Source organism: Nocardiopsis ganjiahuensis DSM 45031 (assembly GCF_000341085.1).
Lineage (GTDB): Bacteria > Actinomycetota > Actinomycetes > Streptosporangiales > Streptosporangiaceae > Nocardiopsis > Nocardiopsis ganjiahuensis.
In genome coordinates this window covers 263,128-288,921 of the sequence record NZ_ANBA01000013.1, presented here as the reverse complement: position 1 = coordinate 288,921, position 25,794 = coordinate 263,128, and the positions used below count along the sequence as shown (strand labels likewise).

Sequence of the window (25,794 nt, the reverse complement as noted above, 5' to 3'; positions counted from 1 at the left end):
GCGGACCCCGCGTACGGGTCCCCTGACCCGAAGGACACGCATGCCCCGAGCGGCCCGAACGCGGCGTGACCGCTGCCCCGGCGCACTCAGACCCTGGACCGCCGACGACGGTCTGCTGGTCCGCCTCCGCCTCGTCGGCGGCCGGCTCCCCGCCCGCTCGCTGCGCGCCCTGTCCGCCGTGGCCCAGGAGTACGGAACCGGACGGGTCCACGTCACCGGCCGGGCCAACCTGCAGCTGCGCGGGCTGCCCGGCCGTGAGGGAGTCCTGCCGCCGGAGGTGCTGCGCGCCCTGGAGGAAACCGGTCTGCTGCCCTCCCGCACCCACGAGCTGGTGCGCAACGTGATGGTCTCCCCGTGCACCGGTCAGCGGGCCCCGGGCGGCGGACGGGCCGACCTGCGCCCCCTCGCCCGCGACCTGGACACGATGCTGTGTTCCGCCCCGCGCCTGGCCGGCCTGCCCGGACGCTTCCTCTTCGTCCTGGACGACGGACGCGGTGACCTGCTCGACCGCTCCTGCGACCTCGGGCTGGTCGCTCTGGACGGCAGGACCGCCCAACTGCGCGTCGGCGGGAACTGGGGGCCGGTGGTACCGCTCGAGGACGCCCCCGCCGCGCTCCTGGGGTTCGCGGACGAGTTCCTGGACCGCCGCGGGGAGGGCCCCGCCGCGCCGTGGCACGTCGCCGAACTCCCGGCGCCCCTGGCCGAACCGTCCGAACCCGCCCCGGGGCTGCCGGAGCCCTCCCCTCCCCTGCCGTACGGGACCGCGCCCGGCGGCGGTCTCCACACGCGGGTTCCCGACGAGGGCCTGGACCCGGCGGGGACCGGGGAGCTCGCCGACAGGGCCGAGGCCGCGGGCCACGGAGAGCTCGTCGTCACGCCCTGGCGCGGCGTGTTCGTTCCCGGCGGGCACGGCCCCGCTCCCGGAGAGTCCGGATCCCACCCCGAGGAGGCGCAGTGACCGCCCCGCGCCGGCCGAACCGGCACTACGAGTACGTCGACGACGGCCCCGCGATCTACGTCGACTCCTTCGCGACCATCCGGCGCGAGGCCCGCCTGGAGCACCTGCCCGCGAACGCGGAACGGCTCGCCGTGCGGATGATCCACGGCACCGGCCAGGTCGACCTGGCCGAGGACCTGGTGGTCCACCCCGGTCTGGTCCCCGCCGCCCGCGCCGCCCTGGAGGGGGGCGCTCCGATCCTGTGCGACGCGCGCATGGTGGCCAGCGGGGTGACCGCGAGCCGGCTGCCCAGCGGCAACGAGGTGCTCTGCTTCCTCGGCGACGCCCGGGTCCCGGACCTGGCCCGCGCATGGGGCACCACCCGCACCGCGGCCGCGGTGTCCCTGTGGGAACCACTGCTGGAGGGGGCCGTGGTCGCCGTCGGCAACGCGCCCACCGCCCTGTTCCACCTGCTGGAGATGCTGGCCGACGGGGCGCCGCGCCCCGCCGCGATCGTCGGCTGCCCGGTGGGTTTCATCGGCGCCGCCGAGTCCAAGGAGGCCCTCGCCGGGTTCGCCGAACGGCACGGCGCCGACATCCCGTACGTGACGGTGCGCGGACGCCGCGGAGGCTCCGCGATGACCTGCTCCGCTCTCAACGCACTCGCCAAGGAGGAGGAGTGACCGGACGTTTCCACGGCGTGGGTGTCGGCCCCGGCGACCCCGAGCTGATCACCCTCAAGGCGGCCCGGCTGATCGCCGCCGCCGACGTCGTCGCCTACCACGCGGGGGTCCGCAAGGCCTCCAACGCCCGCCGTATCGCCGAGTCGCTGATCCCGGCCTCCGCCGTCGAGGAACAGCTGACCTACCCGGTGACCACCGGCACGACCGACCATCCGGGCGGGTACGCGGGCGCGCTGGCCGACTTCTACGAGGAGTCCGCCGCCCGGCTGGCCGCCCACCTGGACGCCGGACGCGACGTCGTGCTGCTCTCCGAAGGCGACCCGCTGTTCTACGGCTCGTACATGTACATGCACGACCGGCTGTCCGAACGGTACGAGACCGAGATCGTCCCCGGGGTCCCGGCGTTCGGCGCGGCCGCCGCCGCTGCCGCCGCGCCGCTGGCCCGGCAGACCGACGTGCTCACCGTGCTGCCCGGAACCCTGCCCGAACCGGAGCTGGCCCGCCGCCTGGCCGACACCGACGCGGCGGTGGTCATGAAGCTGGGCCGGACCTTCCCGGCGGTGCGCCGCGCCCTGGAGGCGTCCGGGCGGCTGGAGCACGCCGTGTACGTGGAGCGCGCCTCCATGGACGGGGAGCGGCGGCTGCCGGTCGCCGAGGTCGATCCGGCGACGGTGCCGTACTTCTCGCTGATCCTGGTCACCGGGGACAGCCGCAACGGCAGGAGGTCCCGGGACCGGGCGGTGCCGCGGGCCCAGGCCGCGGAGACCGCGGACACCGCGGCCGAACTGCTGGTGGTGGGCCTGGGCCCCGGCCCCGACCACTGGCTCACCCCCGAGGCCTCCGACGCGCTGGCCGGGGTGGACCACGTGGTGGGTTACGGCCCCTACGTCGACCGCGTCCCGCAGCGCCCCGGCCTGACCCGGCACGCCTCCGGCAACACCGTCGAGATCGACCGCGCCCGCCTCGCCCTGGACCTGGCCCGCGAGGGCGAGCGCGTGGCCGTGGTCTCGGGCGGGGACGCCGGGGTGTTCGGCATGGCCACCGCCGTGTTCGAGGCCGCCGAGGACCCCGCCTACGCGCAGGTTCCGGTCCGGGTGCTGCCGGGCGTCAGCGCCGTGCAGGCGGTCGCGGCCAGGGCCGGTGCGCCCGTCGGCGGTGACTTCGCGGTGATGAGCCTGTCGGACCGGCTCAAGCCCTGGGAGGTGATCGAGCGCCGCCTGCGCGCCGTCGCCGAGGCCGACATGGCGCTCGCGATCTACAACCCGGCCTCCCGGTCGCGGACCGAGCAGGTCGCCACCGCCCGTGACGTCCTGCTGGAACACCGCAAGCCCGACACCGTGGTGGTCGTCGGCCGCGGCGTCGGCAGGCCGGGCGAGTCCCTGACGGTGACCACGCTCGGGGAGCTCGACCCCGCGGACATCGACATGCGCTGCCTGCTGATCGTCGGCGCCTCCGGGACGCGCGTCTCCCGGTCGGGACGGGTCTGGACACCGAGGTGGGTGAAGCCGTGACCGTGCACTTCGTGGGCTCGGGGCCCGGTGCCGCCGACCTGCTCACCGTGCGTGCCACCCGCATGCTCAACGCGGCCGACGTCGTGCTCTACCCCGGCACCTACCTGGACCCGGAGGTGCTCACCCACTGCGCGCCCGGCGCCGAGCTGGTGGACACCCAGGGCCTGGACCTGGACCGCATCACCGGGCGCCTGGTCGCCGCGCACCGCGCGGGCCGGGACGTGGTGCGGCTGACGTCCGGGGACCCGTCGCTGTACTCGGCGCTGTCCGAGCAGACCCGGCGGCTGGACGCGCACGGGGTGCCGTGGGACGTGACTCCGGGGGTGCCCGCCTACGCGGCCGCCGCGGCCCTGGTGGGCCGGGAGCTGACGGTGCCGCTGGTGGCCCAGTCGGTGGTGCTGACCCGGACCAGTGCCCGTTCCACGGCCATGCCGGACACCGAGTCGCTGTCCGCGTTCGCGGCGACCCGGGCCACGCTGGTACTGCACCTGGCGATCCGGCGGGTGCGCGAGCTCATGGCCGAGATCGAGCCCGAGTACGGCGCGGACTGCCCGGTGGTGGTCGTGTACCGGGCCAGCCAGCCGGAGGAGGCGGTGCTGCGCGGCACGGTCGCCACCGTCGCCGGCCTGGTGGAGGAGGCGGGCCTGCGGCAGGCCGCGGTGGTGCTGGTCGGACGTGCGCTCGGTTCCGAAGGAGGCGGCGAGTCCTACCTGTACGACCCCGCCCGGCCCCGCTGACTGTTACAGGGCCACGAACGGAGCGGCCGCCTCAGCGGGCGAAGCGCTTGAGCCCGGTGGTGTCCAGGGTGACTCCGGTCCCGGGGACCGGAACGGCCTCGCCGTAGGGATGGGTGCTTCGGTCCAGGTACTGACCGCGGACGGGCCTGCTGTGCACCACCACGGCGTTGGCGTCCCGATCCACCAGCAGGTAGACGCCGATACCGGTCGCCGCGTAGGCGGCGGGCTTCTCGACACGGTCGCGGGCGTGGGTGTCGGCGTCCCAGGAGGTGACCTCGACGACGGCCAGGACGCCGTCCGGGTCGGCCCACTCCCCCGCATCGTCGAAGTGGCCGATCGGAGCGAGGACACCATCCGGTCGGGCACGGCCGTTGCGGTAGGTGTCAACCTTGATTCCCAGGCCGCTGGTAAGGAGATCCAGGTCAGGGCGATGGGCCATGAACTCACGCATCAGCCAGGTGAGGATCCCCGCGTGGGCTCCGTCGGTCACCTTGTGGACCCAGACCTTCCCGTTGAACATCTCCATACGAACGCGGTCGGCCTCGAACGCCTGTTCCGCGAGGTGCTCGAACAGTTCGGTTCCCATGGGAAACGTCGGCATTTCAGGCGGCGGGTGGTGCTCTGCGACGGTCATGCGGCCCCCTGTGCGATACCGGTGGCGGGTGGTGACGACACGGGCACGGTCTCCGACCCGGGCATCCGGTGGCCCCTCAGGGAAGTCGCCGAATGCGATGGTTCAGGCCCCTTCACCTAGCCAGAGTAGCTCCGTGAAGGAACCGAGGGCATGCCCGTGGTGGAAATTCCGAGGAGCCGGTCCGCCCAGGACGTTGACCGGGCCGCTCCGAACGTCACCGGTCAGACGTGGTCAGGCACCACTGGGTGACGGTGCGGGCGGGGGTCCAGCCGGTGAACGTGCCGATGGGCGCGGTGGTCTCCACGGCGACGCGGGTCAGCTCCCCGCCGTGCTCGCGGTAGGCCTGCGCGAGCAACTGCTCGGTCTCCATCGTCACCCCGTGCACCACGATCCGGCCGCCCGGGCCCAGCGCGTCCAGGCAGGTGTCGAGCACGCCCGGACGGGTGGCGCCGCCGCCGACGAACACCGCGTCGGGTGCCGCCAGCCCGTCCAGCGCGTCCGGCGCCCGGCCGGTGACCACGCGCAGGCCGGGGACGCCGAGCCGGTGGGCGTTGCGGCCGATCCGCCCGGCTCGCACGGTGTCGGCCTCCACCGCCGTGGCCGTGCACGAGGGGTGGGCGCGCATCCACTCGATGCCCACCGAACCGGCGCCCGCTCCCACGTCCCACAGGTGCTCGCCCGGTGAGGGCGCCAGCCGGGCCAGGGCGCAGGCGCGCAGGTCCCGTTTGGTCAGTTGGCCGTCGTGCTCGAACGCCTCGTCGGGCAGCCCGGTGACCAGGCCGTACCCGGCCGGTCCGGCGAGCTCCAACGCCAGGACGTGCAGCCGGGGGACCTCCTCGGCGGGGGTGCCGACCCAGTCGTCGGCCGTGCCCTCCAGCCGTGACTCCGAGGCCGAGCCCAGATCCCCGAGGACGGTCATCCGGCTGGCCCCGTAGCCCGCCCCGACCAGCAGGGCGGCGACCGTTCCGGGGGTGCCGGGTCCGGAGGAGAGCACCAGGACGCGGCGGCCGGGGGCCACCTCGCGCATCAGCAGGTGCGGGTCGCGTCCGACCAGGGTCAGCACCGCCGACCTCTCCGCCGACCAGCCCATCCGCGCCCGGGCCAGGGCCACCGAGGAGACGGCGGGCTCCACGCGCACCGTGTCCGTTCCCAGCAGCCCGACCAGGGTGGTCCCGATCCCCGACACCATCGGGTCCCCCGAGGCCAGGGCCACGACCTCACGGCCGGCCAGGGACTCCAGCAGCGGCGGCAGCCCCTCGCTCAGGGGCGAGGGCCACACCTGCCGGTGCTGTCCGGGCCTGGGCGGCAGCATCTCCAGGTGCCTGCGCCCGCCCAGCACGACCGGGGCGTCCAGGACCAGTCCGCGCAGCCTCTCGGGCACGCCTGGCCAGCCGTCGGCGCCGATGCCGAGGACCGTGATTCGGGGAGGGGACGTCTCGACCTTCATGGGCAGGACGCTATCGTGGCGGCCGAAGGTGCGAGGTGCCCCGGCTGCCCAGCCATCGGAAACGGTGGGGACGGTGCCCGGGGAGAATCTGGGAAGCCCGGTGAGATTCCGGCACAGGCCCGCTGCGGTGAACCGAGCCTCCGTACAGGAGGACCCGGTAAGTCCGAAGACCGGCCCCGCACCCGCCCATGACCGATGGCGAAACGAGCGGGAGCCTCACATGCCATTGCGGACGTCCCACTATCCCTTCTCGGCGATCGTCGGCTGCGACACCGAACCGCTCGACGACCTCGGCCTGGCCCTGGTCCTGGCCAGCGTCTCCCCGGAGATCGGCGGCGTCCTGGTCCGCGGCCAGAAGGGCACCGCCAAGTCCACCGCGGTGCGGGCCCTGGCCTCACTCCTCCCCCCTGTGGAGGTCTACCGGGGCGACCGCTTCTCCGCGGACCCGGCCGACCCCTCCCAGCACTCACCGGACGGCCCTTTCACACCCGGCACGGCCGTGGAGAGCCGCCCGGTGCGCCTGGTCGAACTCCCGGTGGGCGCCACCGAGGACCGCGTCCTGGGCTCGCTGCACCTGGAGCAGGCGCTCACGCACGGCCAGGTCGCCTACGAACCCGGGCTGCTGGCGCGCAGCCACCGGGGCCTCCTCTACGTGGACGAGGTCAACCTGCTCCACGACCACCTGGTCGACCTCCTCCTGGACGCCGCCGCGACCGGCCGGGTGACCGTGGAGCGCGACGGGTTCTCCGTGGAGCACGCCGCCCGGTTCCTGCTCATCGGCACGATGAACCCCGAGGAGGGCGAGCTGCGCCCGCAGCTCCTGGACCGGTTCGGGCTGACCGTGGAGGTCGCCGCGCCCGCCGACCCCGCCGCCCGGGTCGAGGTGGTCCGCAGGCGGATGGCCTACGACTCCGACGCCGAGGCCTTCGTCGAGCGCTACGACCGGACGGAGAAGGCCCTCGCGGAGCGCATCGCGACCGCCCGGGAGACCGTCCGGCGCGCCCGGCTGTCCGACGCCGCCCTGTTCAAGATCGCGCAGGTGTGCGCGGCGTTCGAGGTCGACGGCCTGCGCGCCGACATCGTGACCGCGCGCACGGCTCTGGCGCACGCCGCCTGGCAGGGCCGGACCTCGGTCACCCTGGCCGACATCCGCCGCGCCGCCCTGCTCGCCCTGCCGCACCGGCGCCGACGCAACCCCTTTGACGCTCCGGGGCTGGACGAGGAACTCCTCGACCGGATCCTGGGGGACGAGGAGCCGCCGCCGGACGACCCCGAACCGCCGGGCGGCTCCGAGGACCCCTCCGACTCCGGCGACTCCGCTTCCCCCGCCCAGGACGGCGGGGAGGGCGACCAGAACGACGAAGGCGCCCCCGACAGCGCGGACGAGGGCTCCGCCCGGCCCTCGGAGGCCGGTACCGAGGAACCGGAACAGGACCCCGAACCGCCCCGGGGCCCGGAGGGCTCCCAGGAGCCGGAGGCGTCCCGGGAGCCCGAGGACGCCGAGCGGGACGAGGCGGGGCCCCGGCCCGCGGCGGGCACCACGGTCAGCGCCGGCACCCCCTACCGCCCCCGCACGTTCACCGCGCGGGGCACGGGGTCGGGCGCGGACGGCCGCCGCAGCCGCGCCGTCGGCACCCGGGGCCGCCGGATCGGCGCCGAACCGCCCGGCGGGGACTCGGGCAGCTCACTCCACCTGGTGGAGACCGTCAAGGCCGCGGCCTCCCGGCCGCACGGCGGCGGCAAGGTCGCCCTGCGCCCCCGCGACCTGCGGGTGGCGGTGCGCGAGGGCCAGGAGAGCAACCTGGTGCTGTTCTGCGTGGACGCCTCCGGTTCCATGGCGGCGCGCAAGCGCATGGGCGAGGTCAAGACCGCCATCCTCTCCCTGCTCCTGGACGCCTACCGGCGCCGCGACAAGGTCGGCCTGGTGACCTTCCGGGGAACGGGCGCCGAGCTGGTGCTGCCGCCGACCCGTTCGGTGGACACCGCCGCCGCCCGTCTGGACGAGCTGCCCGCCGGCGGGCGCACCCCGCTCGCCGAGGGCCTGCTGGAGGCCGCCCGGGTCCTGCGGCGCGAACGCCTGCGCGACCCCCGGCAGCGCCCGCTGCTCGTGCTGGTGACCGACGGCCGGGCCACCGGCGGCCGGGGTTCGGTCGGCCGTTCGCTGCGGGCCGCCGACCACGTCGCCGAACTGGGTGTGTCCACCGTCGTCGTGGACGGTGAGTCCGGCCCGATGCGGCTGGGCCTGGTCGCCTCCCTCGCCGCCCGCATGGGCGCCGAGCACCTTCCCGTCGGCGAGGTCAGCGCCGACGCACTGAGCACCGCCGTGAGAGAGAGGGCCGCCTGATGCCCCAGGGCAAACCGCTCGTCGTCCCCGACGACGGGCTCACCACCCGGCAGCGCCGCAACCAGCCCGTGCTCGCGGTGCACACCGGTGACGGCAAGGGCAAGTCGACCGCGGCGTTCGGGCTCGCCCTGCGCGGCTGGAACCAGGGCTGGCGGATCGGGGTGTTCCAGTTCGTGAAGTCGGCGAAGTGGCGCATCGGCGAGCAGACCGTGCTCGAACGCCTGGGTGAACTGCACGAGGAGACCGGCGAGGGCGGCCCCGTGGAGTGGCACAAGATGGGTTCGGGCTGGTCGTGGAGCCGCCGTCAGGGCAGCACCGAGGACCACGCCGCGGACGCCGCCGAGGGCTGGGCGGAGATCAAGCGCAGGCTCGCCGAACAGACGCACGACCTGCTCATCCTCGACGAGTTCACCTACCCGATCCACTGGGGCTGGGTGGACGTCGACGACGTCGTGTCCGCCCTGCGGGACCGTCCCGGCCGCCAGCACGTGATCGTCACCGGCCGCCGCGCCGCCCCCGAACTCCTGGAGGCAGCGGACCTGGTCACCGAGATGACCAAGGTCAAGCACCCGATGGACGCGGGCCGCAAGGGACAGCGGGGGATCGAGTGGTGAAGGCTCCGGCGGCCTCCGGGCCGACGGAGCCGTCCCGCCCCGCGCTCCCGCCGCGGTCGGCGGAGCTGCCGAGGCTGATGGTCGCCGCTCCCATGACCGGGCAGGGCAAGACCACGATCGCCACCGGGCTGATGGCCGCGCTCGGGGACACCGGTCTGGCGGTGAGCGGCCACAAGGTCGGCCCGGACTACATCGACCCCGGTTACCACGCCCTGGCCACCGGCCGCCCCGGCCGCAACCTCGACCCCCACCTGGTCGGCGAGGACCGGGTGGCCCCGCTGCTCCTGCACGGGGCCCGGGGCGCGGACGCGGCCGTCGTCGAAGGGGTCATGGGGCTGCACGACGGGCGGATCGGAACCGGCGGCTTCGCCTCCTCCGCGCACGTGGCGGCGCTGACCCGCACCCCGGTGGTGCTGGTGGTGGACGTGTCCCGGATGTCGCGTTCGGTGGGTGCGCTGGTCAAGGGCATGGCGGACTTCGACCCGGCGGTCGAGGTCGTCGGGGTGATCCTGAACAAGGCCGGTTCGGCGCGCAACGTCGCCGAGATCACCCGTTCGGTCGGCCTGCCCGTCCTGGGTGTGGTCCCCCGCGACGAGCGCATCGCCAGCCCTTCCCGCCACCTCGGTCTGGTCCCGGCGGCCGAGCGGGAGGGCTCGGTGGAGGTGGTCGCACGGCTCGGCGAGCACGTGGCGGAGCACGTGGACCTGGCCGCCCTGCTGGAGGCCGCCCGCTCCGCGCCCGCTCTGGACGCCCGCCCCTGGGACCCGACCGAGGAGGTGGCGGCACCGGGCACGGGGCCGCGCCCGGTGGTCGCCGTGGCCGGGGGGCGCACCTTCACCTTCCGCTACACCGAGACCGAGGAGCTGCTCACCGCCGCCGGGTGCGAGGTCGTGCCCTTCGACCCGCTGGAGGACACCGGGCTGCCGACCGGCACCCGGGGCCTCTACCTGGGCGGCGGTTTCCCGGAGGTGTACGCGGGTGAGCTGGCCGCGAACCGGAGTCTGCTGGCCGAGCTGCGCGAGGCGGTCCTCGGCGGCGTCCCGACCGTCGCCGAGTGCGCGGGACTGCTCTACCTGGCCGAGTCGCTGGACGGCCACGGCATGGCGGGGGTGGTCCCGGCCGGGGCCCGGATGGCGGAGCGGCTCACCCTGCGCTACCCGGAGGCGGTCTCCCCCGGGGACACCCTGCTGACCCGGGCCGGGGAGCGGGTCACCGGCCACGAGTTCCACCGCACGGCCCTGACGCCCGGTTCCGGGGACCGTCCGGCCTGGGAGGTGGACGGCGCACCGGAGGGCTTCGCCTCCACGACCCTGCACGCCTCCTACCTGCACACGCACTGGGCCGGGCACCCGCGGCTCGCCGCGAGGTTCGCCGAGGCCGTGCACGGCGCTCCGGCCGCGACCCCGGGCACGGCGCATGCGGGGCCCTCCCCCGCGGCCCTCGCCGCCCCCGCAACCCCCGCCGCCCGCGGGAGCGCCCCCGTCACCGGTCCGGTGGCGGACCCGCTGCGCCACCACGGCGACGTGGAGGCGCGCGGCATGCTCGACTTCGCCGTGAACGTCCATCCGGGGCGGCGGCCCGCCTGGCTCGACCGGGCGCTGCGCGAGAGCCTGGACCACGCGGGCGTCTACCCCGACCCCGAACCGGCGCGCGAGGCCGTCGCGCACCGGCACTCCCGGCGGCCCGCCGAGGTCCTGCCGACGGCGGGCGCGGCCGAGGCGTTCACCCTGGTCGCCCGCTTGCGGCCGTGGAAGCGCCCCGTGGTCGTGCATCCGCAGTTCACCGAGCCGCACGCCGCCCTGGAGCAGGCCGGGCACACCGTCACCGCCGTGCTCTGTTCGGAGGTCGGCGGGTTCGCCCTCGACCCCGCCGCCGTTCCCGAGGACGCGGACCTGGTGGTGGTCGGCAACCCCACCAACCCCACCGGTGCCCTGCATCCCGCAGAGGTGCTGCGCGGACTGTGCCGCCCCGGTCGGCTGGTGGTGGTGGACGAGGCGTTCATGGACGCCCTGCCCGGGGAACCGGAGTCCCTGGCCGGGGAGCGGATCAAGGGGCTGGTGGTCCTGCGCAGCCTCACCAAGCACTGGTCGATCCCCGGTATCCGCGCCGGTTACGCGGTCGGTGACGAGGCGGTGGTGCGCGGGCTGGCCCGGGTGCAGACGCCCTGGTCGGTGTCGGCGCCCGCGATCGCCGCCACCGTCGCCTGCACGAGTGGGGAGGCGGGAGCGGAGGCGGAGCGCCGGGCGAAGGAGTTCGACGGCTGGCGCGCCGGACTGGAGGAGGGCCTGCGTGGGGCGGGGATCGGATTCGTACCCTCCCGGGCCCCGTTCGTGCTGGTCAAGGCGGGCGAAGGGGTCCACGCCCGACTGCGGGGACAGGGAGTCGCCGTACGCCGGGCCGACACCTTCCCCGGGTTGGGCCCTGACTGGGTGCGGGTGGCCGTACGCCCTCCGGAGACCACACGGAAGCTGCTCGCCGCCCTGGCTTCGAGTGAGTCAACCGTGCGTACACCGAGCTCGGAGAGGTTCAGCGGACGAAATCCTTGAGACCGTCGGTGTCGAGGACGAGCCCGATCCCCGGGAGTTCGACCGCTTCTCCGTAGGGGTGCTCCGACCTGTCCAGGTACCGGCCTCCCACCGGCCGGGAATACACCACAACGGTGTTTGCCTCGCGGTCCACCAACAAGTACACGCCGATACCGGTATCGGCGTAGGTCGCGGGCTTCTCCACCCTGTCCCGAGCGTGTGTGTCGGCGTCCCAGGAAGTCACCTCGACGACAGCGAGAACACCATCGGGGTCGGCCCACTCTCCTGAGTGGTTGAAATGACCGACTGGAGCGAGGACCCCGTCGGGCCGCGCACGCCCCTTCCGATAAGGGTCGATCCGTAGCCCTTGGCCGGTGACATTGAGATCCAGGTCGGGTCGGTGCGCCATGAATTCGCGCATCAGCCACATGAGGATTCCGCCGTGGGCCCCGTCGGTCACCTTGTGGACCCAGACCTTTCCGTTGATGTGTTCGAGGGTGGCTCCCTCCTCGTTGCGGGCGATCTCAGCGAGGCGCTCGAACAGTTCTGGGGTGATGGGTGGTTCGGGGCTTGGCGGCGGGTGATGTTCGGCGACGGTCATGTTGACATGGTAAATGAGACGCCTCTGCCCTCCACTGGTTTGTCTGTCGAAGCCGGGGATCCCCTTGTCTCCTGTCTTCCGCCTTTCCTTCCGGTCCGAGCTGGAACGGACAGATCATGCCAGTGGTGCGGTCCCGCACGAGCACGTTGCGGGCAGGACCGCACCGACACGATGCGTGGGGTCACGGGGTCACGGGGTGGGGTCAGGCCGAGGCAAGGACGCGGCTTCCGCTCGTGTCCTGGGACCGGGGCAGCTCGGCGGGCGCGCTACTCGGCGAAGAAGTCCGCGAGGGCCCGGGCGACCCGGCCGGGGTCGTTCTCCATCGGGATGTGGCCCGCACCCGGGACCCGGACGAGGCTGCTCTCCGGGATCTCCGAGACGAACCGCTCGGCGTACTCCACCTTCTGGAAGCCGTCGTCCTCGCCCCAGACCAACAGCTTGGGCACCGCGCTCCCCCGCAGCCCCGGGACGAGGTCGAGGGTGTACCGCTGGTCGGCCGCGCCCGCCAGCGCCATCCAGGACCGCCGGACCCGCGGGTCGCTCAACGGGTCCAGGTAGTCGGCGACGAGCCGCTCGGTGGCGGCTCCGGCCAGCGCCGCCGTCACCGCCTTGCGGCGGGCGGCGAGGAACTCCTCAGCGGTGGTCGCCGCGACGACCTCCGGGTCCCGGAACCGGGCCACTCCGGGCACCGGCCAGGAGTCGTAGGTGACCGAGTTGACCAGGGCCAGCCCGGAGACCTCCACCCGGCCGTGGACCAGGAGGTGCTGGGCGACGGCGCCGCCGATGTCGTGGCCCGCGACGGCGAGGGGGCCGGAGAGCCCCAGCGCGGACGCGAACTCCTCCGCCCGTTCGGCGAGGGCCGGGACGGCGGCCGTTTCCGGGGTGAGCTCACCGCCCGAACGTCCGAGTCCGGGGAAGTCGACCGCGAAGGGCCGCAGTCCCGCCTGCGCGAGTCGGCTCAGCACCGGCAGCCAGGCCCTGCTCCAGTAGGTTCCGTGCAGCAACAGCACGGCCGGGCCCTCCTGTCCCGCGGTCAGGTAACTGACCGCCCCGCTCCCGGTCCGGACTTCCGCCCTCCGCACGCCTGTCTCAGTGGTTTCGCTCATGGGACCACTGTGGCCGGAAGCGGCCCACCGGCACAGAGCCTGGAAGGACACCCACGGGTACATTCCTGCCATGCGCCTCCACCGGGTCGTGGCACTGCTCAGCCCGCCACAGTCACCCTTCGAACTCGCCTGCGCCGCGGAGGTCTTCGGCATGCTCACGCCGGACGCGCCGACCCGCTACGACTTCCGGATCTGCGCCGAGACCCCCGGCCCCCTCCTGACCACCGCCGGCTACCCGATGATCGTCGACACGGGGCTGGACGCCCTCAGCGAGGCGGACACCGTGGTCGTCCCGGGTCGGCGACCGCCCGCCGCACCGGTTCCGCCGACCGTCACCGAGGCGTTGCGGGCCGCCCACCGCAGGGGTGCCAGGATCGTCTCCGCCTGCACGGGGTCGTTCGTGCTCGCCGCGGCCGGGCTGCTCGACGGCCGCCGCGCCACCACGCACTGGCGCCACGCCGCCCGGCTCGCCTCCGACTTCCCCGAGGTGCGCGTGGACCCCGGCGTGCTCTACGTGGACCACGACGACGTGGCGACCAGCGCCGGAACCGGCGCGGGCATCGACCTGTACCTGCACCTGGTGCGCCGTGACCACGGCGCGGCGTACGCGGCCCAGGTCTCCAGGAACATGGTGCTGCCGCCGCACCGGGAGGGGAACCAGCTCCAGCACGCCGAGCGGCCCGTCCCGGCCAGGGCGGAGGAGTCACTGGCTCCGCTGCTGGACTGGGCCGCGGACCGGCTCGGCACCCGGCTGACCGTCGACCGGCTCGCCGGACGCGCCGGGGTGTCCGGACGGACCCTCGCCCGGCGGTTCACGGAGCAGTTGGGCACCAGTCCGGGGCAGTGGCTGCTCCGCCAGCGCCTCGACGCGGCACGGGACCTGCTGGAGCGGACCGACCTTCCGGTGGAGGCCGTCGCCGCCCGGGTCGGACTGGTCTCGGCGATCAACCTGCGCCGCCGCTTCCGGACGGGTTTCGGCACCACACCCGGCGCCTATCGGAGGGCGTTCCGCCAGATCCGGCAGGAAGGCCGCGGCCCGGTGCCGTCAACGCACACCGTCAGCCAAGGGCCCGCGGGGCCGGGCAACCCGTAGGGGCGCCTGTGCGTCCAAGTAGCGTTCGATTCCGGTAAACCTCCCCCCGCCAGAGGATCACGTTGACACCGCGGCAGCACGAAGAAGAACTTCCCCACGAAGCACTCCCGGTATTCGATCCGGATCTTTCCGAGGAGGTCGTCGCCGCCCTGTCGGCGGACCCCGACAAGTTGCTGTCGGCCGACGGCCCACGGCGCGAACGCAAACCCTCAGCTCGCACCGGGCCGAAGAAGACCAAGCCCCTCACCGTCGGGGACAAGATCGCGCTCGGCGTGATCCTCCTGATCCTCACCGGCCTGCTCAGCGCCGCTGTCCTGTGGCTCACCACCGTGCTCATGCCCCTCATCTGGGTGATCGCCGCGGTGTTGGCGCTCGGTGGCGTCGTCATGGCCTTCCGGGCGGGAGGGTGCCTTGTCGGGCTGCTCTCCATCGTGCTCACAGTGGCCGCGCTCTTCGTGGCGGAGGCGCTCGGGAGCACTGGTGTGAGCTGGCTGCTCACAGGGGTCACCGCGTTCCTGGGGCTGGCCCTCACCATCGCGACGGTCTTCTCCGACGACAACGAGAAGACCGGTACCGGGAAACCCGACACCGGCAAGGTCGACACCGGACAGGCCCCGCAGCTCTACCGCGACCACTACGTCCTTCCTTCGGATCTCGGGCTCGAGGAGTTCCGCTTCCTGCTGCGGGTCCAACAGGCCCGCCGATGCCTCGAACCGGCCTCCCGCGAACTCGGGGACGCCTTCGACGGGGTACACGCCGATCTGGTCCTGCGCGACCAGGAGTGGCGCTTGGCACGGCTCCTGCTCAAACAGAGCCGTCTACGCGCCGACCTGGAGGAGCGCTCCAGCGCGGCCGCCTCCGACGCGGTCCGCGCGTCGCTGCGCCCGCAACAGGACGTCATCGACGCCTCGCGCAGGGCCGTAGCCGAGCGTGTCGAGGGGATCCAGGCCTACGTCCGCAAGGTCGGGTTGGCCGTCACCGCCCAACGCGAGTGGGAACAGGTCGAGGCCAACGTGGCCAGGAACGACGAGTACCGGGACCTGCTCGCGGAGGCGACCAGCAGTCTGCCCGGAGCCGACCACCTGACGGACGGAGCTGAACTCCAGGCCATCCGTGAGGCCCGGGACACCGCCGTTCGCGAGGCGTTGGAGGCGGGGACCTGGCTGAGCAACGCCGCCGACCCCGTGTGAGGGGGCCTCGAAGGGGCGGCACACCTCTGGGGGCGCGGCCCCGTCTCCGACTTTCGGCCGATCCGCCGACAGGGCCGCCCGGCTAGCCTGTAGCTGTGCACGGCTTACTCCGTTCCCTGTGGAACGAACCCCGCCCTCCCGGCGCGCGGGGACCCACCTGGTGGGACGGGGCCCTCGTCGTGGTGTGCGCACTGGCCGCGCTGACCGAGGGCGTCCTGCGAACGGACCTGCCCTGGCCGGTCCCGACCGTCGCGGTGGTCGCCGGCCTGGCCCCCGCCCTGCTGTGGCGGCGGACCCGACCGCTGGCCGTGGTCGCCGCGGTCTTCGGCGGCGCGACCCTGCTCACCCTGGCGACCGGCGGAGGGTCCGGGCAGATGTACACGACGGTGTACTTCCTCGCGCTGCCCTACGCGCTGGTGCGGTGGGGGTCCGGCCGGGAGGTCGCGGCGGGGGCCGCGATCGTCCTCCTGTCCTCCTCCGTCGACCTGTTCCTCGACGGGGCGCCGGCGGCGGACCTCCTGGGCGGTGCCGCCGTCCTGTTCGCCACCGGCGCCCTCGGCTCGGCGCTGCGCTACCGGGGCAGGGCCAGAGCGCGCGAGATCGACCGCGCCCGGCTGCTCGAACGCGAACACATCGCCCGGGAACTGCACGACACCGTCGCCCACCACGTCTCGGCCATGGCGATCCGCGCCCAGGCCGGGCAGGCGGTCGCCCGGACCCGACCGGAGGCCGCCGTCGAGGCCCTCGGGGTGATCGAGTCCGAGGCCTCCCGTGCCCTGGACGAGATGCGCACCATGGTGCGGGCCCTGCGCCGGGACGGGCCCGCCGAGCGTTCGCCGAACCCGGGCATCGGGGAGCTGGAGGAACTCGCCTGCCGGGCCGGACCGGGCCCGGCCGTGGCGGTGGAGGTCAACGGATCCCTCGACGACCTCCCGCCGGCGGTCACGGCCGCGGTCCACCGCCTGGCCCGGGAGTCGGTCACCAACGCCCGGCGCCACGCCCGCGACGCCACCCTCGTCACCGTTCGCGTGGACGCCGACGACACCTCGGTGCGCCTGAGCGTGAGCGACGACGGTGACACCGGCCGCCTGCGGCCGACCGCTCCGCCGGGGTACGGGATCATCGGCATGGCGGAGCGCGCCGAACTGCTCGGGGGCAGCTGCGAGGCCGCCCCGAACCCCGACGGGGGCTGGACCGTGACCGCCGTGCTGCCCCGTTCAGGGGCGTCCGCGTGAGTATCCGGGTGGTCGTGGCGGACGACCAGGAGATCGTGCGTACCGGCCTGTCCATGATCCTGGACGCCCAACCCGGCATCGAGGTGGTCGGCCGGGCCGCCGACGGGCGCGAGGCCGTGGAACTGGGGCGGCGGCTGCGCCCGGACGTGTGCCTGTTCGACATCCGGATGCCCGTGCTCGACGGGGTGGAGGCGACCCGTGCCCTGGCCGGGCCCGAGGTCGAGGACCCCCTCGCCGTCGTCGTCATCACCGTCTTCGACCTCGACGAGTACGTCTACGCCGCCCTCAGGGCGGGTGCCCGGGGGTTCCTGCTCAAGGACGCCGGGACCGACCTGCTCACCCGGGCCGTGCGAGCCGCCGCCGCGGGCGAGGCGCTCATCGCCCCGAGCGTGACCGCCCGGCTGCTCGACGCTTTCGCCGTGTCCGGTCCCGGAGGGCCGCCGGCCCAGCCCTTGCAGCCCCTGACCGGCCGGGAGGAGCAGGTCCTCGCCGCCGTGGCGCGCGGTCGCACCAACCATGAGATCGCCGAGGAGTGCCACATCGCGCTGAGCACGGTCAAGACCCACATCACGAGCCTGATGGGCAAGCTCGGGGTCCGCAACCGGGTCGAGATCGCCATGTGGGCCTACGAGACCGGCCGCGTACGGGGGCGCTGGCACCGGTAGTACGGGGCGGAACCCGTACTTTCGGCCGAGTGGATCCCGGCCTGTGCTCCGATGTCCGGCACCCCTCCCGGCGGCCACGATCAGGACATGACCACCACCGTGAAACCCCCGGCCCGAGCCGAGTGGACCGTGATCGCCCTCCTGATCGTGCTGAGCGTCGTGCCCCTCCTCGCCGGTGCCTTCCGGATCGGCGAGCTGGCCACCGGCGCGCCGGTCACCGCCGAGAACGCCCGTTTCGCCGCCTCGCCCCTGCCCGTGGTGCTGCACATCCTCGCCGCGGGCCCCTACTGCCTGTTGGGAGCCCTCCAGTTCTCCCCGACCCTGCGCCGCCGACGTCCCGGCTGGCACAGGGCCTCCGGCCGGATGCTCGTGCCCCTGGGGCTGGTCGCCGCGCTGTCGGGGCTGTGGATGACGCTGTTCTACGCGGTCCCGGCGATCGACACGGGCTTCCTGACCGTGCAGCGGCTGGTGTTCGGTTCGGCCATGGCCCTCGCGCTGGTCCTGGGCTTCGTGGCGGCGCGGCGCCGGGAGTTCGCCCGGCACGGCGCCTGGATGATCCGCGCCTACGCGATCGCTCAGGGGGCCGGGACGCAGGTGCTGACCCACCTGCCCTGGACGCTCCTGGTCGGTGAGTACGACGAGCTCAGCCGAGGGCTGCTCATGGGTGCCGGGTGGGTGATCAACATGGTGGTGGCCGAGTGGGTCATCCACCGGACCCTTCGCCGCCCGCGTGCCGTCCGGCGCGTTCCGGAGCGCGCGCCGGGGTGAAGGCGGTGGCCGGGCGGCAGTGGGCGCCCCCGGCCGGGTCGGTGAGGACCTGGACGTCCATGCCGTGCTTCTTGTGCTTGCCCGAGTGGAACGGCAGGCCGGCCCGGACGTCCGGGGATGTGCAGGACCGGTGGGTGTCGGAGTCGTGAGTGACGGGCTGTCGGGGGCTGCTTCTACTGTTTCCTCATGGGGAACTACTTTCAGACCGTCGTCGATCTCGACGCCACACATGCGGACGCCCGGACCCTGGCAGACAGCGGACTCGACTGGCTGGTCAGGGAGGGGATCGTCCGGGCCGAGCTCACCGACTGTGTTCTCGGGGCGCCCTTGGGGCATCCGCCCGGCCCCTCCTGGGCCAAGGCGGTCGGTCAGGAGGACTGGGAGCCCACCGACGGACTCAAGGTCGAGATCGGCCGCACCATATTCAACTGCGGCCAGGGCGAACCCAGGTACGCGGTGTGCCCCCACTGTGCCGGTCGAACGGATTTCTACACCGACTGGATGGAGGAGATCGAGGGTGCGTGGGAACTCTTCGGTGAGGCCATCAGCGACTGGGACGACACAGGCAGCGCGGCAGTCGACTGCCCGCGTTGTCGGCGCCCTGGTGACCTGAGTGCGTGGACCTGGTCGGATAACTACTTCGCCTTCGGGTATCTCGGTTTCGAGTTCTGGGACTGGCCCGACTTCAGCCCCGGCTTCCTCGAGGGTCTCTCACGCGCGCTCGGGGGGCATCGCACGGTCCTCATGGAAGGCAGACTCTGAGGGAGCCGGAGTTCGTACGTGCTCCCCGCGTTCGGCCGGAGTGCCTCCTTGTCCTTGGCCGCGGCGATCGGGTTGACCACCGTGGTCGCGGTCCTGGCCAGCGCGGAGGAGACTCCGAAGGCGATCCCCGCCGCCGCGGCGAGCAGGTAACCGCGCCACGCCACCCCGAGACGGCCTGCGAACCGGGAACAGCCGCCGACACCCACCACAGGGGGTGGTGCAGGAGGACGGACAACGGGCGCCGGGACGTGCGGGGGGCGCGCGCCACGACGCTGTGGGGACGCGGTCCGAACAAGGTCAGGCCGCCGCGAGGAGACGGGTGCGGCCCGTGTCCCGGGCCCGAGGACGTACGGCGGGCGTGGCGAGTGAGGCGGGCGGGGCGGGTGGGGCGGGCGGAGCGGTGTACGTCCACAGCGCCAGGAGGAGCGTGTCGACGTCGGGCGCCTCGATCATGCCGGTGGGGGTGGCGGCCCAGAAGGACTGGGTGGCCTCGCCGTAGTAGACGATCAGGTGGCGGTAGTGGGCCTGGAGCTGCGCGGCCTGGGTGTGCTCGCGGGCGTACTCGGAGCGGTGCCCGCCCAGGCGGGGCAGGTTCTGGGCGCGGCGCTGTCGGCAGGAGGGGTGCTCACATCCGGGAAAGGGCTGCGCCGAAGGCGTCCGTTGAGGGTGGTGGAGGGCGACGGGCGGGCAAGCGGGGCCTTCCAGGGGGTTGTGGCGCGGGCGGGATGGGAGGGGGCGGAGGTCGTCGGAGCGTCGGGGCCTCGGGATAGGGTGCTGCATCAGATCCTCTTTCCTTGCATATGCCTTGTTGGGTTTCGGGGGTTCAGGGCCCAGGGCAAGCGTTGGCGCGCTTTCCTGGGCCCGTCTCATGCGCGGGGCATGTGTGGTGCCGGTGAGCGTCGGTGGTTCAGCGCCCGGCGATGGTGGTGTTCCAGCGGCTGCGGTCCAGGTCGTGGGCCAGGTAGAGCCAGACACTGCGGTACTCGGCGTTGCCGTTGTCGCCCCAGTCGGTGGCCAGGGCGTCGATCATGGCCAGGCCCCGGCCCGATTCGGCGTCGGGGTCCAGGCCCCGGGGGTGGGGGGTCAGTGGTGCGTTGCGGGTGCGTAGTCCGCCCCGGTCGCGGCAGGTCAGGTGCAGGCCGTCCTTGGTGCGGTGCACGCGCAGGGTGTAGCTGCCGCCCGGGTGCCCGGAGAGGCTGTGGCGGATGGCGTTGTTGGCGAGCTCGCTGCCGAGCAGGGTGAAGAGGTAGCGGTAGTCGCCGGACTCGGTGGCGGCGCAGGTGTCCAGGAAGGCGCGGACCAGCGGCATCACGGCGGGGGTTCCGGCGAAGTCGTAGCTGCGCGCCCGGTAGTTGGGGCGCTCTGGCGTCCCGGAGAAATAGTGCCGCTGGAAGGGCCGGATGAAGCTGGCCAGCGGCACCGTGGCCTCCCCCTGGACTGGCGGCACGGGTGCGAGGGTGGATACGGGTGCGGGTGCGGTTGACGGCATGACGAACACACTCCTTGGCATGGCAGGACATGAGCAGAGGGTCGTGCTGAGTGCCCGTGGGGAAGGTTCGCGGTTGACCTGAGGCGCGTTACGGGCGAGGCGTAGCCTGACCGACATGAACCCTGTGTGATCCATCAGTCACTGACTACACCCACATAGTGCTACACGAATTTCGAGCAGTCAACCGCTTCTATTCGAAATTCGCACTACTGCAGAGTAGGATCTTCCCATGCAGAGTCCCATCAGCCCCACCGTGCGCCGTCGACGGTTGGCCCGTGAGCTTCGACGACTGCGGGAGACACAGGACCTCAAGCTCTCCACAGCAGCGAAACAGGCCAAGGTTCCACTCTCCACGCTCAGCAACATCGAGAATGCTGAGGCGCGACGCATCAAGGCACGCGACATCGATGTTCTCGCAGACCTGTACGAAGCATCAGACGACATCCGGGCCGCCCTCCACGAACTCTCCAGAGAGTCCAAAGAGCAGGGTTGGTGGTCGAGCTACAAGGATGTCTTCGGAGGCAACGCACTACCGGACTTCGAGGTCGAGGCATCCATGATCCGTTCTTACGAATGCATGGTCATCCCCGGTCTTCTCCAGACTCCGGAGTACAGCGAAGCGGTGTTCTTGGGCGGAGGCGCTTACTCGAAGACCGAAGTGCAGCGTCACGTGGACGCTCGCATGCAGCGTCAGCACATCTTGGGACGCCACAAGCCGCCCCACCTCTGGGCCATCATCGATGAAGCTGCGCTACGCCGTGAGCTGGACGACCCGAGCATCATGCGCGATCAGCTCCAGCATCTACTCAACATGGCCACACGCCACAACATCGACATCCAGGTGCTTCCCTTCAGCGCGGGAATGCACGCTGGGATGTCGGGCTCGTTCGTGCTTCTGGACTTCCCCGGTGAGCTGGATCCCAGCCTCGTGTACACCGAGACAGCGACCGATAGCCTATTTGTTCAAGAATCAGATTCTGTACAGCGCTTTGTGGCGATTTTCTCTCATCTCAACGCAGCAGCGATGAGGACCTCACATACCATCCAATTCATCCGAAAGATCCTGGAGCCGAACAAACAGCATGAGAACACCTGACAGCCTGGAGTTCTTCAAATCCAGCTACAGCAGCGATCGCGTGAACTGCGTCGAGGTCGCGCACATCCCCACTGGTTTCCGCAAGAGCAGCTACAGCAGAGAGACAGGCGGCCACTGCGTCGAGGTCGCTGACCTCCCCTGCGGCGCCGCCGTTCGCGACTCCAAGCACCCCACCGCCGGGCACCTCCCCTTCCCCAGCTCCGAGTGGACGGCTTTCCTCCACTCCGCGCTCTCCCCCTGAACAGCCGAGAGCAGGAGCGCCCGGCGATCGCTACTCCCCCAAGGGCAACCGGGCGCTCCTGCCTTCCACGGGCCCCGATCCCCACAGGAAACGAAAGGGCCCACCGCACGCAAGGACGATGTACGTCCTCCCTGTCCCCCACTGGCCACGTCAGTTGTTGCCGTCGTCATTCATCGCGTCCCCGCTCACACCGCAGATGATCGTGTACACGAAGTCCAGGAGCGGGCCCGGGGTGCTCGCTGGCTTCGCGACCCGCGGGAACCCTTCACCGCCGTCTCTCCAACGGCGCTGCTCGGCATGGCTTCCGGAGATCCCTCTCCGACTCAGCTGAGGCAGTGCCTTCGGACGGCCCCGCCTCGGAGCCGGGGCGTTCGACCGTCAGCAGGACGATCCCGTAACCGCCGAGGATCGCGCAGAGCACCGCGACACCCGCACCACTCCACCCACCGCTGTAGGACTCCCCCATGAGGACAACCCCGACCGTGGCCGCGGCGATCGGGTTGACCACCGTGGTCACACCCAGCGGCGCTCCCAACTCCACCCCCTGGTAGGCGGCCTGAGCCAGGAACAGCCCGAGGACCGCGATGATCGCGGCACCGGCTGCGGCCGGGTGAAGCACCCCACTCACCCCCTGCGCACCGACCACCGTGGTCGCGGTCCTGGCCAGGGCGGAGGAGACTCCGAAGGCGATCCCCGCCGCCGCGGCGAGCAGGTAACCGCGCCACGTCACCCCGCAACGGCCTGCGATCCAGGAACAACCGCCGAGCAGCACCAGAGTCCCGGCCGTGAGCAGCAGCGAACCGGCGCGGCCGAGGGCATGCCCCTGACCTCCCGTCACGGCCACAGCCAACAACAGGCCCAAGGCGACAACGGTCAGGAAGGCTCCGTGCCACTCCCTCGCTGTCACCCTCCGCCCACCGGCCCGTGCCGCCCAGGGAACCGCGAACACCAGTACCAGCACCCCCAACGGCTGCACCATCGTCAGCGGTGCAAGCCCCACCGCACCGACCTGGAAACCGGCCCGCCCCGCGTTGAGAGCCGCCGACACCCACCACAGGGGGTGGCGCAGGAGAACGGCCAACGGGTGCCGCCCCGTGAGCGGTTCGGGAACGAGGACGGCCAGCCGCCACTGCGCCACTGCTGCGGCCGTGTACGCGGCGCACGAGAGCACGCCCAGTGCGACACCGAGCCAGACGGGGTTCACCATGCCCACGAACCTGTCGGACAGGCCGGTCCCTGTCGTCCTCCGAACGCGGGCTTCCCACCTACTCCGGACGCAGTACACCGTCGGCTTCGGTCTGTGACATCCTGCGGGCACCGGCTGGGGCAGGGGAGGAACACATGCGCGGCGTGCGCCTCGGGGAGACGGCTCGGGCCGGGTCCCCCTGGCTGCTGGACGGCCTGCTGTGCTCAGGTCTTCTCGGGCTGGCGCTCGCCCTCCTGGCGGAGGGGACCGTCGAGTGGGACGAAGGTACCGGAGCCGTCGCCCTGGCGAGTGCCGTGCTGGCCTGTGCTCCAGTGGCGCTGCGCCGACGCTTCCCAGCGCCGGCCGCCCTCGTCTCGCTCAGCGGTTGTGTCATGGCCGGGGCCGTCAGTGCCTTCCAGACCCCGCTTCAGCTCGCACTGACCGTCCTGCTGTACACCACAGCCTCACGCTCGGGACGAGGCGTCCGTGCCGCGGTGGGCACCGGCGCGGTCGTGACCCTGACCGCCATGGATCTGGCGTGGGGAGCTGTCCTGTTCAGTCCCAGCGTGCTGTGGTGGCCCATGTCCGTGGCGGCCGCGATGTCTGTCGGCTACTCGGTCCGCGTGCACCGCGAACGGTTGGCGGACTCCCAGGACCGGGCCCGCCGGGCCGAGGAGCAGCGCGAGGAGGAGGCCCGCCGACGGGTCGCCGAGGAACGGCTGCGCATCGCCCGGGAGCTGCATGACGTGGTCGCGCACAACCTCACCCTCGTCAACGTGCAGGCCGAGGTGGCCGCCCACCTGCTACGCAGCGACCCGGACGCGGCCGAACAGGCGCTGGGCCATGTCCGACGCGGCAGCCGGTCGGTCTTGTCGGAGATGTCCGCCCTGCTCAGCGTGGTGCGTGCCGACGGCGAGGAGGATCCGACAGCCCCAGCTCCAGGGCTCGACCAGTTCCCCGAACTGCTGCGGACGTTCACGGAGGCAGGGTTCGAGGTCGACTACCGGGTCTCCGGGTCTCCTGTTCCCCTCGGTCCGGGCACAGGGCTGGTCGCCTACCGACTCCTCCAGGAGGCACTGACCAATGCCCACAAGCACGGCGCCGGTACCGCGACCGTGTGCCTCGCCTACGGTGCGGCGCGGTTGTCACTGGAGGTGCGCAACCCCCTGCACCCTGGCGGCACCGCTCCGAGCCCGTCCGGCCTGGGCACGATCGGAATGCGCGAACGGGTCACCGCGATAGGGGGGACCCTGGAGACCGGACAGGTTGAGGACGGGTACCGGGTGTATGCGGCTGTGCCGTTGGAGAACAGGGGAAACTCATGATCCGAGTGGTACTCGCGGACGACCAGGCCCTGGTCCGGAGCGGTTTCCGGGTACTGATCGACGCGGCCGAGGACATGGAGGTCGTCGGTGAAGCAGGCGACGGCGCCGAGGCGATCGAACTGATCCGCCGGACCGGGTGCGACGTCGCGCTGTTGGACATCCGCATGCCCGGCATGGACGGTCTGCGGGCCACACGCGCCATCACCGCCGAGCCCGGACTGGACGGGACACGCATCGTCATCCTCACCACCTTCGAGATCGACGAGTACGTGTACCAGGCGTTGAGGGCCGGAGCGAGCGGGTTCCTCGGCAAGGGGGTGAAGCCCGCAGAGCTGCTGGCCGGGATCCGTTCGGTGGTGCGCGGTGACGCGCTGCTGTCACCGAAGGCCACCCGAGGGCTGGTTCGCCACTTCCTGGAGAGCCCCGCGCACCCGGTGACCGAGCCGCGCCCGGGTATCCGCGAGTTGACTCCTCGCGAACGGGAACTGACCGTCATGGTCGCTGAAGGGCTGTCCAACACCGAGATCGCCGAACGGCTGTTCCTTTCCCCCCTGACGGTGAAGACGCACGTCAACCGGGCGATGGTCAAGCTGGGCGCACGTGATCGAGCGCAGTTGGTGGTGATCAGCTATCAGAGCGGACTGGTGTCGCCCCAGGTCTGAGTAGGACGCCCCGGTCGCACCGCCCTCGGGGGGAGCTCTCCCAGAGAGCTTTGCCGGGAAACCCTCCTGGGCCCTGACGAAAATCGCCCCGGTAGGTGCTGGCCCCAAGGAACTCGAACTCCCCCAGTGCGGTCTCACTCCAGACCGGCCAGCCAGTCGAACGCTTCCGCCACCCTGTTGACAGTGGGCACCCTCAGGAAACCGGGGGCGCCGCCGTCCGCGACTCCAAGCACCCCACCGCCGGGCACCTCCCCTTCCCCACCGCTGAGTGGACGGCCTTTCTCCACTCCGCGCTCTCCCCCTGAACAGCCGAGAGCAGGAGCGCCCGGCGATCGCTACTCCCCCAAGGGCAACCGGACGCTCCTGCCTTCCACGGGCCCCGATCCCCACAGGAAACGAAGGGGCCCCACCGTACGCAAGGACGATGTTCGTCCTCCCTACCCCTCAGCCGGTGTGCCGGGCCCGCAGCAGGACCAGGCATCCGAGGACCGCGGCGACCAGTCCCACCACGATGGCCACGTAGGCCCCGACGACCCCGCTCCCGCTGCCCGGCCCGCCCTCGGCGATGTACGCGAACAACCCGCCGAGGGCCACACTGACCAGACCCGCCGCCAGGGCCGCGAAGGCACCGGTACGGCTGGGCCTTGTCAGGGCCAGACCACCGACGGCCGTACCGACCAACCCCACCAGGGCGGCCACAAGCGTCCCGGCGCGCCCGAAGGTCACGATGCCGCCCCAGGCTGCGGCCGACCCGACCGGCCCGACCGACTCGAACGCGGCCGCCGGAGCGGCGAGAACGAACACCCCGAGCAGGGCGGCCACGGGGACGAGGGGGAAGTAGCGGACAGACATGGGGTGCTCCTCTGCCTTCGACGACCGGACGAGCCTCGATCATGTCCGTCGGGATCCCCTCCGGTCGTCGTGCGGACGCGGACACTTCGCG

The 25,794-nt window shown here is 72.4% G+C and carries 26 protein-coding genes, 1 pseudogene and 1 riboswitch; of the genes and pseudogenes, 18 read left to right on the top strand and 9 right to left on the bottom strand.

Going from position 1 to position 25,794, the window contains the following annotated elements:
- Positions 1-40 precede the first annotated feature (40 nt).
- The 4 genes from D458_RS0119180 to cobM are packed head-to-tail and all read left to right on the top strand — an operon-like array spanning position 41 to position 3,868.
- Positions 41-958, top strand: coding sequence for a hypothetical protein (locus tag D458_RS0119180; RefSeq protein WP_017588373.1), 918 nt, complete (start codon positions 41-43; stop codon positions 956-958).
- Positions 955-1,620: a precorrin-8X methylmutase gene (locus D458_RS0119175; protein WP_017588372.1), complete on the top strand. Its 666-nt coding sequence runs from the start codon at positions 955-957 to the stop codon at positions 1,618-1,620. Before D458_RS0119180 ends, D458_RS0119175 begins: the two co-directional genes overlap by 4 nt.
- Positions 1,617-3,131, top strand: a complete 1,515-nt coding sequence (locus D458_RS0119170; RefSeq protein ID WP_017588371.1) for a precorrin-2 C(20)-methyltransferase — start codon at positions 1,617-1,619, stop codon at positions 3,129-3,131. The genes D458_RS0119175 and D458_RS0119170 overlap by 4 nt, the downstream gene beginning before the upstream one ends.
- Complete coding sequence (gene cobM / locus D458_RS0119165) at positions 3,116-3,868, top strand: precorrin-4 C(11)-methyltransferase (RefSeq protein ID WP_017588370.1); 753 nt, start codon at positions 3,116-3,118, stop codon at positions 3,866-3,868. Before D458_RS0119170 ends, cobM begins: the two co-directional genes overlap by 16 nt.
- Positions 3,869-3,899: 31 nt before the next feature.
- Here cobM and D458_RS0119160 read toward each other — a convergent pair whose 3' ends face one another.
- Complete coding sequence (locus D458_RS0119160) at positions 3,900-4,502, bottom strand: Uma2 family endonuclease (protein WP_026119475.1); 603 nt, start codon at positions 4,500-4,502, stop codon at positions 3,900-3,902.
- A gap of 214 nt (positions 4,503-4,716) precedes the next feature.
- Positions 4,717-5,949, bottom strand: coding sequence for a bifunctional cobalt-precorrin-7 (C(5))-methyltransferase/cobalt-precorrin-6B (C(15))-methyltransferase (locus D458_RS0119155; RefSeq protein WP_017588368.1), 1,233 nt, complete (start codon positions 5,947-5,949; stop codon positions 4,717-4,719).
- A gap of 55 nt (positions 5,950-6,004) precedes the next feature.
- A riboswitch (cobalamin riboswitch) is annotated at positions 6,005-6,139 on the top strand.
- A 30-nt stretch (positions 6,140-6,169) separates the two neighbouring features.
- On the opposite strand from D458_RS0119155, the gene D458_RS0119150 reads away from it, so the two are divergent.
- The 3 genes from D458_RS0119150 to D458_RS0119140 all read left to right on the top strand — a co-directional run bounded on the left by D458_RS0119150 (position 6,170) and on the right by D458_RS0119140 (position 11,453).
- On the top strand, positions 6,170-8,293 hold the full coding sequence (locus tag D458_RS0119150) for a VWA domain-containing protein (RefSeq protein ID WP_394296590.1): 2,124 nt from the start codon (positions 6,170-6,172) through the stop codon (positions 8,291-8,293).
- Positions 8,293-8,907 (top strand): cob(I)yrinic acid a,c-diamide adenosyltransferase, encoded by a 615-nt coding sequence (cobO, locus tag D458_RS0119145; RefSeq protein ID WP_017588366.1) that lies wholly within the window; start codon positions 8,293-8,295, stop codon positions 8,905-8,907. The genes D458_RS0119150 and cobO overlap by 1 nt, the downstream gene beginning before the upstream one ends.
- Before the next feature lie 77 nt (positions 8,908-8,984).
- Complete coding sequence (locus D458_RS0119140; protein WP_017588365.1) at positions 8,985-11,453, top strand: cobyrinate a,c-diamide synthase; 2,469 nt, start codon at positions 8,985-8,987, stop codon at positions 11,451-11,453.
- On the opposite strand, the gene D458_RS0119135 is transcribed toward D458_RS0119140, so the two are convergent.
- Positions 11,434-12,033 (bottom strand): Uma2 family endonuclease, encoded by a 600-nt coding sequence (locus tag D458_RS0119135; RefSeq protein WP_017588364.1) that lies wholly within the window; start codon positions 12,031-12,033, stop codon positions 11,434-11,436. The genes D458_RS0119140 and D458_RS0119135 overlap by 20 nt on opposite strands.
- A gap of 266 nt (positions 12,034-12,299) precedes the next feature.
- Positions 12,300-13,139 carry an alpha/beta fold hydrolase gene (locus tag D458_RS0119130; protein WP_239648002.1) on the bottom strand — a complete coding sequence of 280 codons (840 nt, stop codon included), beginning with the start codon at positions 13,137-13,139 and terminating at the stop codon, positions 12,300-12,302.
- Positions 13,140-13,209: 70 nt separating this feature from the next.
- On the opposite strand from D458_RS0119130, the gene D458_RS0119125 reads away from it, so the two are divergent.
- The 5 genes from D458_RS0119125 to D458_RS0119105 all read left to right on the top strand — a co-directional run bounded on the left by D458_RS0119125 (position 13,210) and on the right by D458_RS0119105 (position 18,090).
- Complete coding sequence (locus tag D458_RS0119125) at positions 13,210-14,232, top strand: GlxA family transcriptional regulator (RefSeq protein WP_017588362.1); 1,023 nt, start codon at positions 13,210-13,212, stop codon at positions 14,230-14,232.
- A 62-nt stretch (positions 14,233-14,294) separates the two neighbouring features.
- Positions 14,295-15,422, top strand: a complete 1,128-nt coding sequence (locus D458_RS0119120) for a DUF308 domain-containing protein (RefSeq protein WP_017588361.1) — start codon at positions 14,295-14,297, stop codon at positions 15,420-15,422.
- A 95-nt stretch (positions 15,423-15,517) separates the two neighbouring features.
- Entirely contained in the window at positions 15,518-16,657 is a 1,140-nt protein-coding gene (locus tag D458_RS0119115) for a sensor histidine kinase (RefSeq protein ID WP_017588360.1), read from the top strand.
- Complete coding sequence (locus D458_RS0119110; protein WP_026119472.1) at positions 16,654-17,322, top strand: response regulator transcription factor; 669 nt, start codon at positions 16,654-16,656, stop codon at positions 17,320-17,322. Before D458_RS0119115 ends, D458_RS0119110 begins: the two co-directional genes overlap by 4 nt.
- Positions 17,323-17,409: 87 nt before the next feature.
- The gene (locus D458_RS0119105; RefSeq protein ID WP_051049719.1) at positions 17,410-18,090 is read left to right on the top strand and encodes a DUF2306 domain-containing protein; all 681 of its coding nucleotides are present in this window, start codon (positions 17,410-17,412) and stop codon (positions 18,088-18,090) included.
- Between the two features lie 28 nt (positions 18,091-18,118).
- Here the strand turns inward: D458_RS0119105 and D458_RS38185 are convergent.
- Positions 18,119-18,199: pseudogene (locus tag D458_RS38185) on the bottom strand (IS5/IS1182 family transposase); the annotation flags it as partial.
- Between the two features lie 77 nt (positions 18,200-18,276).
- On the opposite strand from D458_RS38185, the gene D458_RS0119095 reads away from it, so the two are divergent.
- A complete protein-coding gene (locus D458_RS0119095) occupies positions 18,277-18,852 on the top strand; it encodes a hypothetical protein (protein ID WP_017588356.1) in 576 nt (191 codons plus the stop codon).
- A 297-nt stretch (positions 18,853-19,149) separates the two neighbouring features.
- Here the strand turns inward: D458_RS0119095 and D458_RS0119085 are convergent, their stop codons facing one another.
- Both D458_RS0119085 and D458_RS0119080 read right to left on the bottom strand, forming a co-directional pair.
- A complete protein-coding gene (locus D458_RS0119085; protein WP_017588354.1) occupies positions 19,150-19,632 on the bottom strand; it encodes a hypothetical protein in 483 nt (160 codons plus the stop codon).
- 127 nt (positions 19,633-19,759) lie between these two features.
- The gene (locus tag D458_RS0119080; RefSeq protein ID WP_040702557.1) at positions 19,760-20,341 is read right to left on the bottom strand and encodes an ATP-binding protein; all 582 of its coding nucleotides are present in this window, start codon (positions 20,339-20,341) and stop codon (positions 19,760-19,762) included.
- Between the two features lie 229 nt (positions 20,342-20,570).
- On the opposite strand from D458_RS0119080, the gene D458_RS0119075 reads away from it, so the two are divergent.
- Together D458_RS0119075 and D458_RS0119070 are read left to right on the top strand one after the other, a co-directional pair.
- Entirely contained in the window at positions 20,571-21,437 is an 867-nt protein-coding gene (locus tag D458_RS0119075) for a helix-turn-helix domain-containing protein (RefSeq protein ID WP_017588352.1), read from the top strand.
- Positions 21,424-21,678, top strand: a complete 255-nt coding sequence (locus D458_RS0119070; RefSeq protein ID WP_017588351.1) for a DUF397 domain-containing protein — start codon at positions 21,424-21,426, stop codon at positions 21,676-21,678. Before D458_RS0119075 ends, D458_RS0119070 begins: the two co-directional genes overlap by 14 nt.
- 265 nt (positions 21,679-21,943) lie before the next feature.
- Here D458_RS0119070 and D458_RS33750 read toward each other — a convergent pair whose 3' ends face one another.
- Positions 21,944-22,885, bottom strand: coding sequence for a DMT family transporter (locus D458_RS33750; protein ID WP_051049718.1), 942 nt, complete (start codon positions 22,883-22,885; stop codon positions 21,944-21,946).
- Positions 22,886-23,019: 134 nt separating this feature from the next.
- Between D458_RS33750 and D458_RS33745 the strand changes: the two genes are divergently transcribed.
- From D458_RS33745 to D458_RS38180, 3 genes are all read left to right on the top strand, one after another.
- Positions 23,020-24,189, top strand: coding sequence for a sensor histidine kinase (locus D458_RS33745; protein ID WP_017588349.1), 1,170 nt, complete (start codon positions 23,020-23,022; stop codon positions 24,187-24,189).
- Positions 24,186-24,851: a response regulator transcription factor gene (locus D458_RS0119055; protein WP_017588348.1), complete on the top strand. Its 666-nt coding sequence runs from the start codon at positions 24,186-24,188 to the stop codon at positions 24,849-24,851. Before D458_RS33745 ends, D458_RS0119055 begins: the two co-directional genes overlap by 4 nt.
- A gap of 95 nt (positions 24,852-24,946) precedes the next feature.
- Positions 24,947-25,156 carry a DUF397 domain-containing protein gene (locus D458_RS38180; RefSeq protein ID WP_083936363.1) on the top strand — a complete coding sequence of 70 codons (210 nt, stop codon included), beginning with the start codon at positions 24,947-24,949 and terminating at the stop codon, positions 25,154-25,156.
- Positions 25,157-25,295: 139 nt separating this feature from the next.
- On the opposite strand, the gene D458_RS0119050 is transcribed toward D458_RS38180, so the two are convergent.
- Positions 25,296-25,703, bottom strand: a complete 408-nt coding sequence (locus tag D458_RS0119050; protein ID WP_017588347.1) for a DUF6223 family protein — start codon at positions 25,701-25,703, stop codon at positions 25,296-25,298.
- Positions 25,704-25,794: the final 91 nt, after the last annotated feature.

Excerpts from the sequence above, each read along its gene's own strand:
- D458_RS0119180 (WP_017588373.1), top strand. The coding sequence starts at position 41 with ATGCCCCGAGCGGCCCGAACGCGGCGTGACCGCTGCCCCGGCGCACTC.
- D458_RS0119160 (WP_026119475.1), bottom strand. The coding sequence starts at position 4,502 with ATGACCGTCGCAGAGCACCACCCGCCGCCTGAAATGCCGACGTTTCCC.
- D458_RS0119095 (WP_017588356.1), top strand. The coding sequence starts at position 18,277 with ATGGGGAACTACTTTCAGACCGTCGTCGATCTCGACGCCACACATGCG.
- D458_RS0119155 (WP_017588368.1), bottom strand. The coding sequence starts at position 5,949 with ATGAAGGTCGAGACGTCCCCTCCCCGAATCACGGTCCTCGGCATCGGC.
- D458_RS0119105 (WP_051049719.1), top strand. The coding sequence starts at position 17,410 with ATGACCACCACCGTGAAACCCCCGGCCCGAGCCGAGTGGACCGTGATC.
- D458_RS0119075 (WP_017588352.1), top strand. The coding sequence starts at position 20,571 with ATGCAGAGTCCCATCAGCCCCACCGTGCGCCGTCGACGGTTGGCCCGT.
- cobO (WP_017588366.1), top strand. The coding sequence starts at position 8,293 with ATGCCCCAGGGCAAACCGCTCGTCGTCCCCGACGACGGGCTCACCACC.
- D458_RS0119125 (WP_017588362.1), top strand. The coding sequence starts at position 13,210 with ATGCGCCTCCACCGGGTCGTGGCACTGCTCAGCCCGCCACAGTCACCC.
- D458_RS0119140 (WP_017588365.1), top strand. The coding sequence starts at position 8,985 with ATGGTCGCCGCTCCCATGACCGGGCAGGGCAAGACCACGATCGCCACC.
- D458_RS0119150 (WP_394296590.1), top strand. The coding sequence starts at position 6,170 with ATGCCATTGCGGACGTCCCACTATCCCTTCTCGGCGATCGTCGGCTGC.
- D458_RS0119055 (WP_017588348.1), top strand. The coding sequence starts at position 24,186 with ATGATCCGAGTGGTACTCGCGGACGACCAGGCCCTGGTCCGGAGCGGT.
- D458_RS0119080 (WP_040702557.1), bottom strand. The coding sequence starts at position 20,341 with ATGCCGTCAACCGCACCCGCACCCGTATCCACCCTCGCACCCGTGCCG.
- D458_RS33745 (WP_017588349.1), top strand. The coding sequence starts at position 23,020 with ATGCGCGGCGTGCGCCTCGGGGAGACGGCTCGGGCCGGGTCCCCCTGG.
- D458_RS0119085 (WP_017588354.1), bottom strand. The coding sequence starts at position 19,632 with ATGCAGCACCCTATCCCGAGGCCCCGACGCTCCGACGACCTCCGCCCC.
- D458_RS0119070 (WP_017588351.1), top strand. The coding sequence starts at position 21,424 with ATGAGAACACCTGACAGCCTGGAGTTCTTCAAATCCAGCTACAGCAGC.
- D458_RS0119130 (WP_239648002.1), bottom strand. The coding sequence starts at position 13,139 with ATGAGCGAAACCACTGAGACAGGCGTGCGGAGGGCGGAAGTCCGGACC.
- D458_RS0119050 (WP_017588347.1), bottom strand. The coding sequence starts at position 25,703 with ATGTCTGTCCGCTACTTCCCCCTCGTCCCCGTGGCCGCCCTGCTCGGG.
- D458_RS33750 (WP_051049718.1), bottom strand. The coding sequence starts at position 22,885 with ATGGTGAACCCCGTCTGGCTCGGTGTCGCACTGGGCGTGCTCTCGTGC.
- D458_RS0119135 (WP_017588364.1), bottom strand. The coding sequence starts at position 12,033 with ATGACCGTCGCCGAACATCACCCGCCGCCAAGCCCCGAACCACCCATC.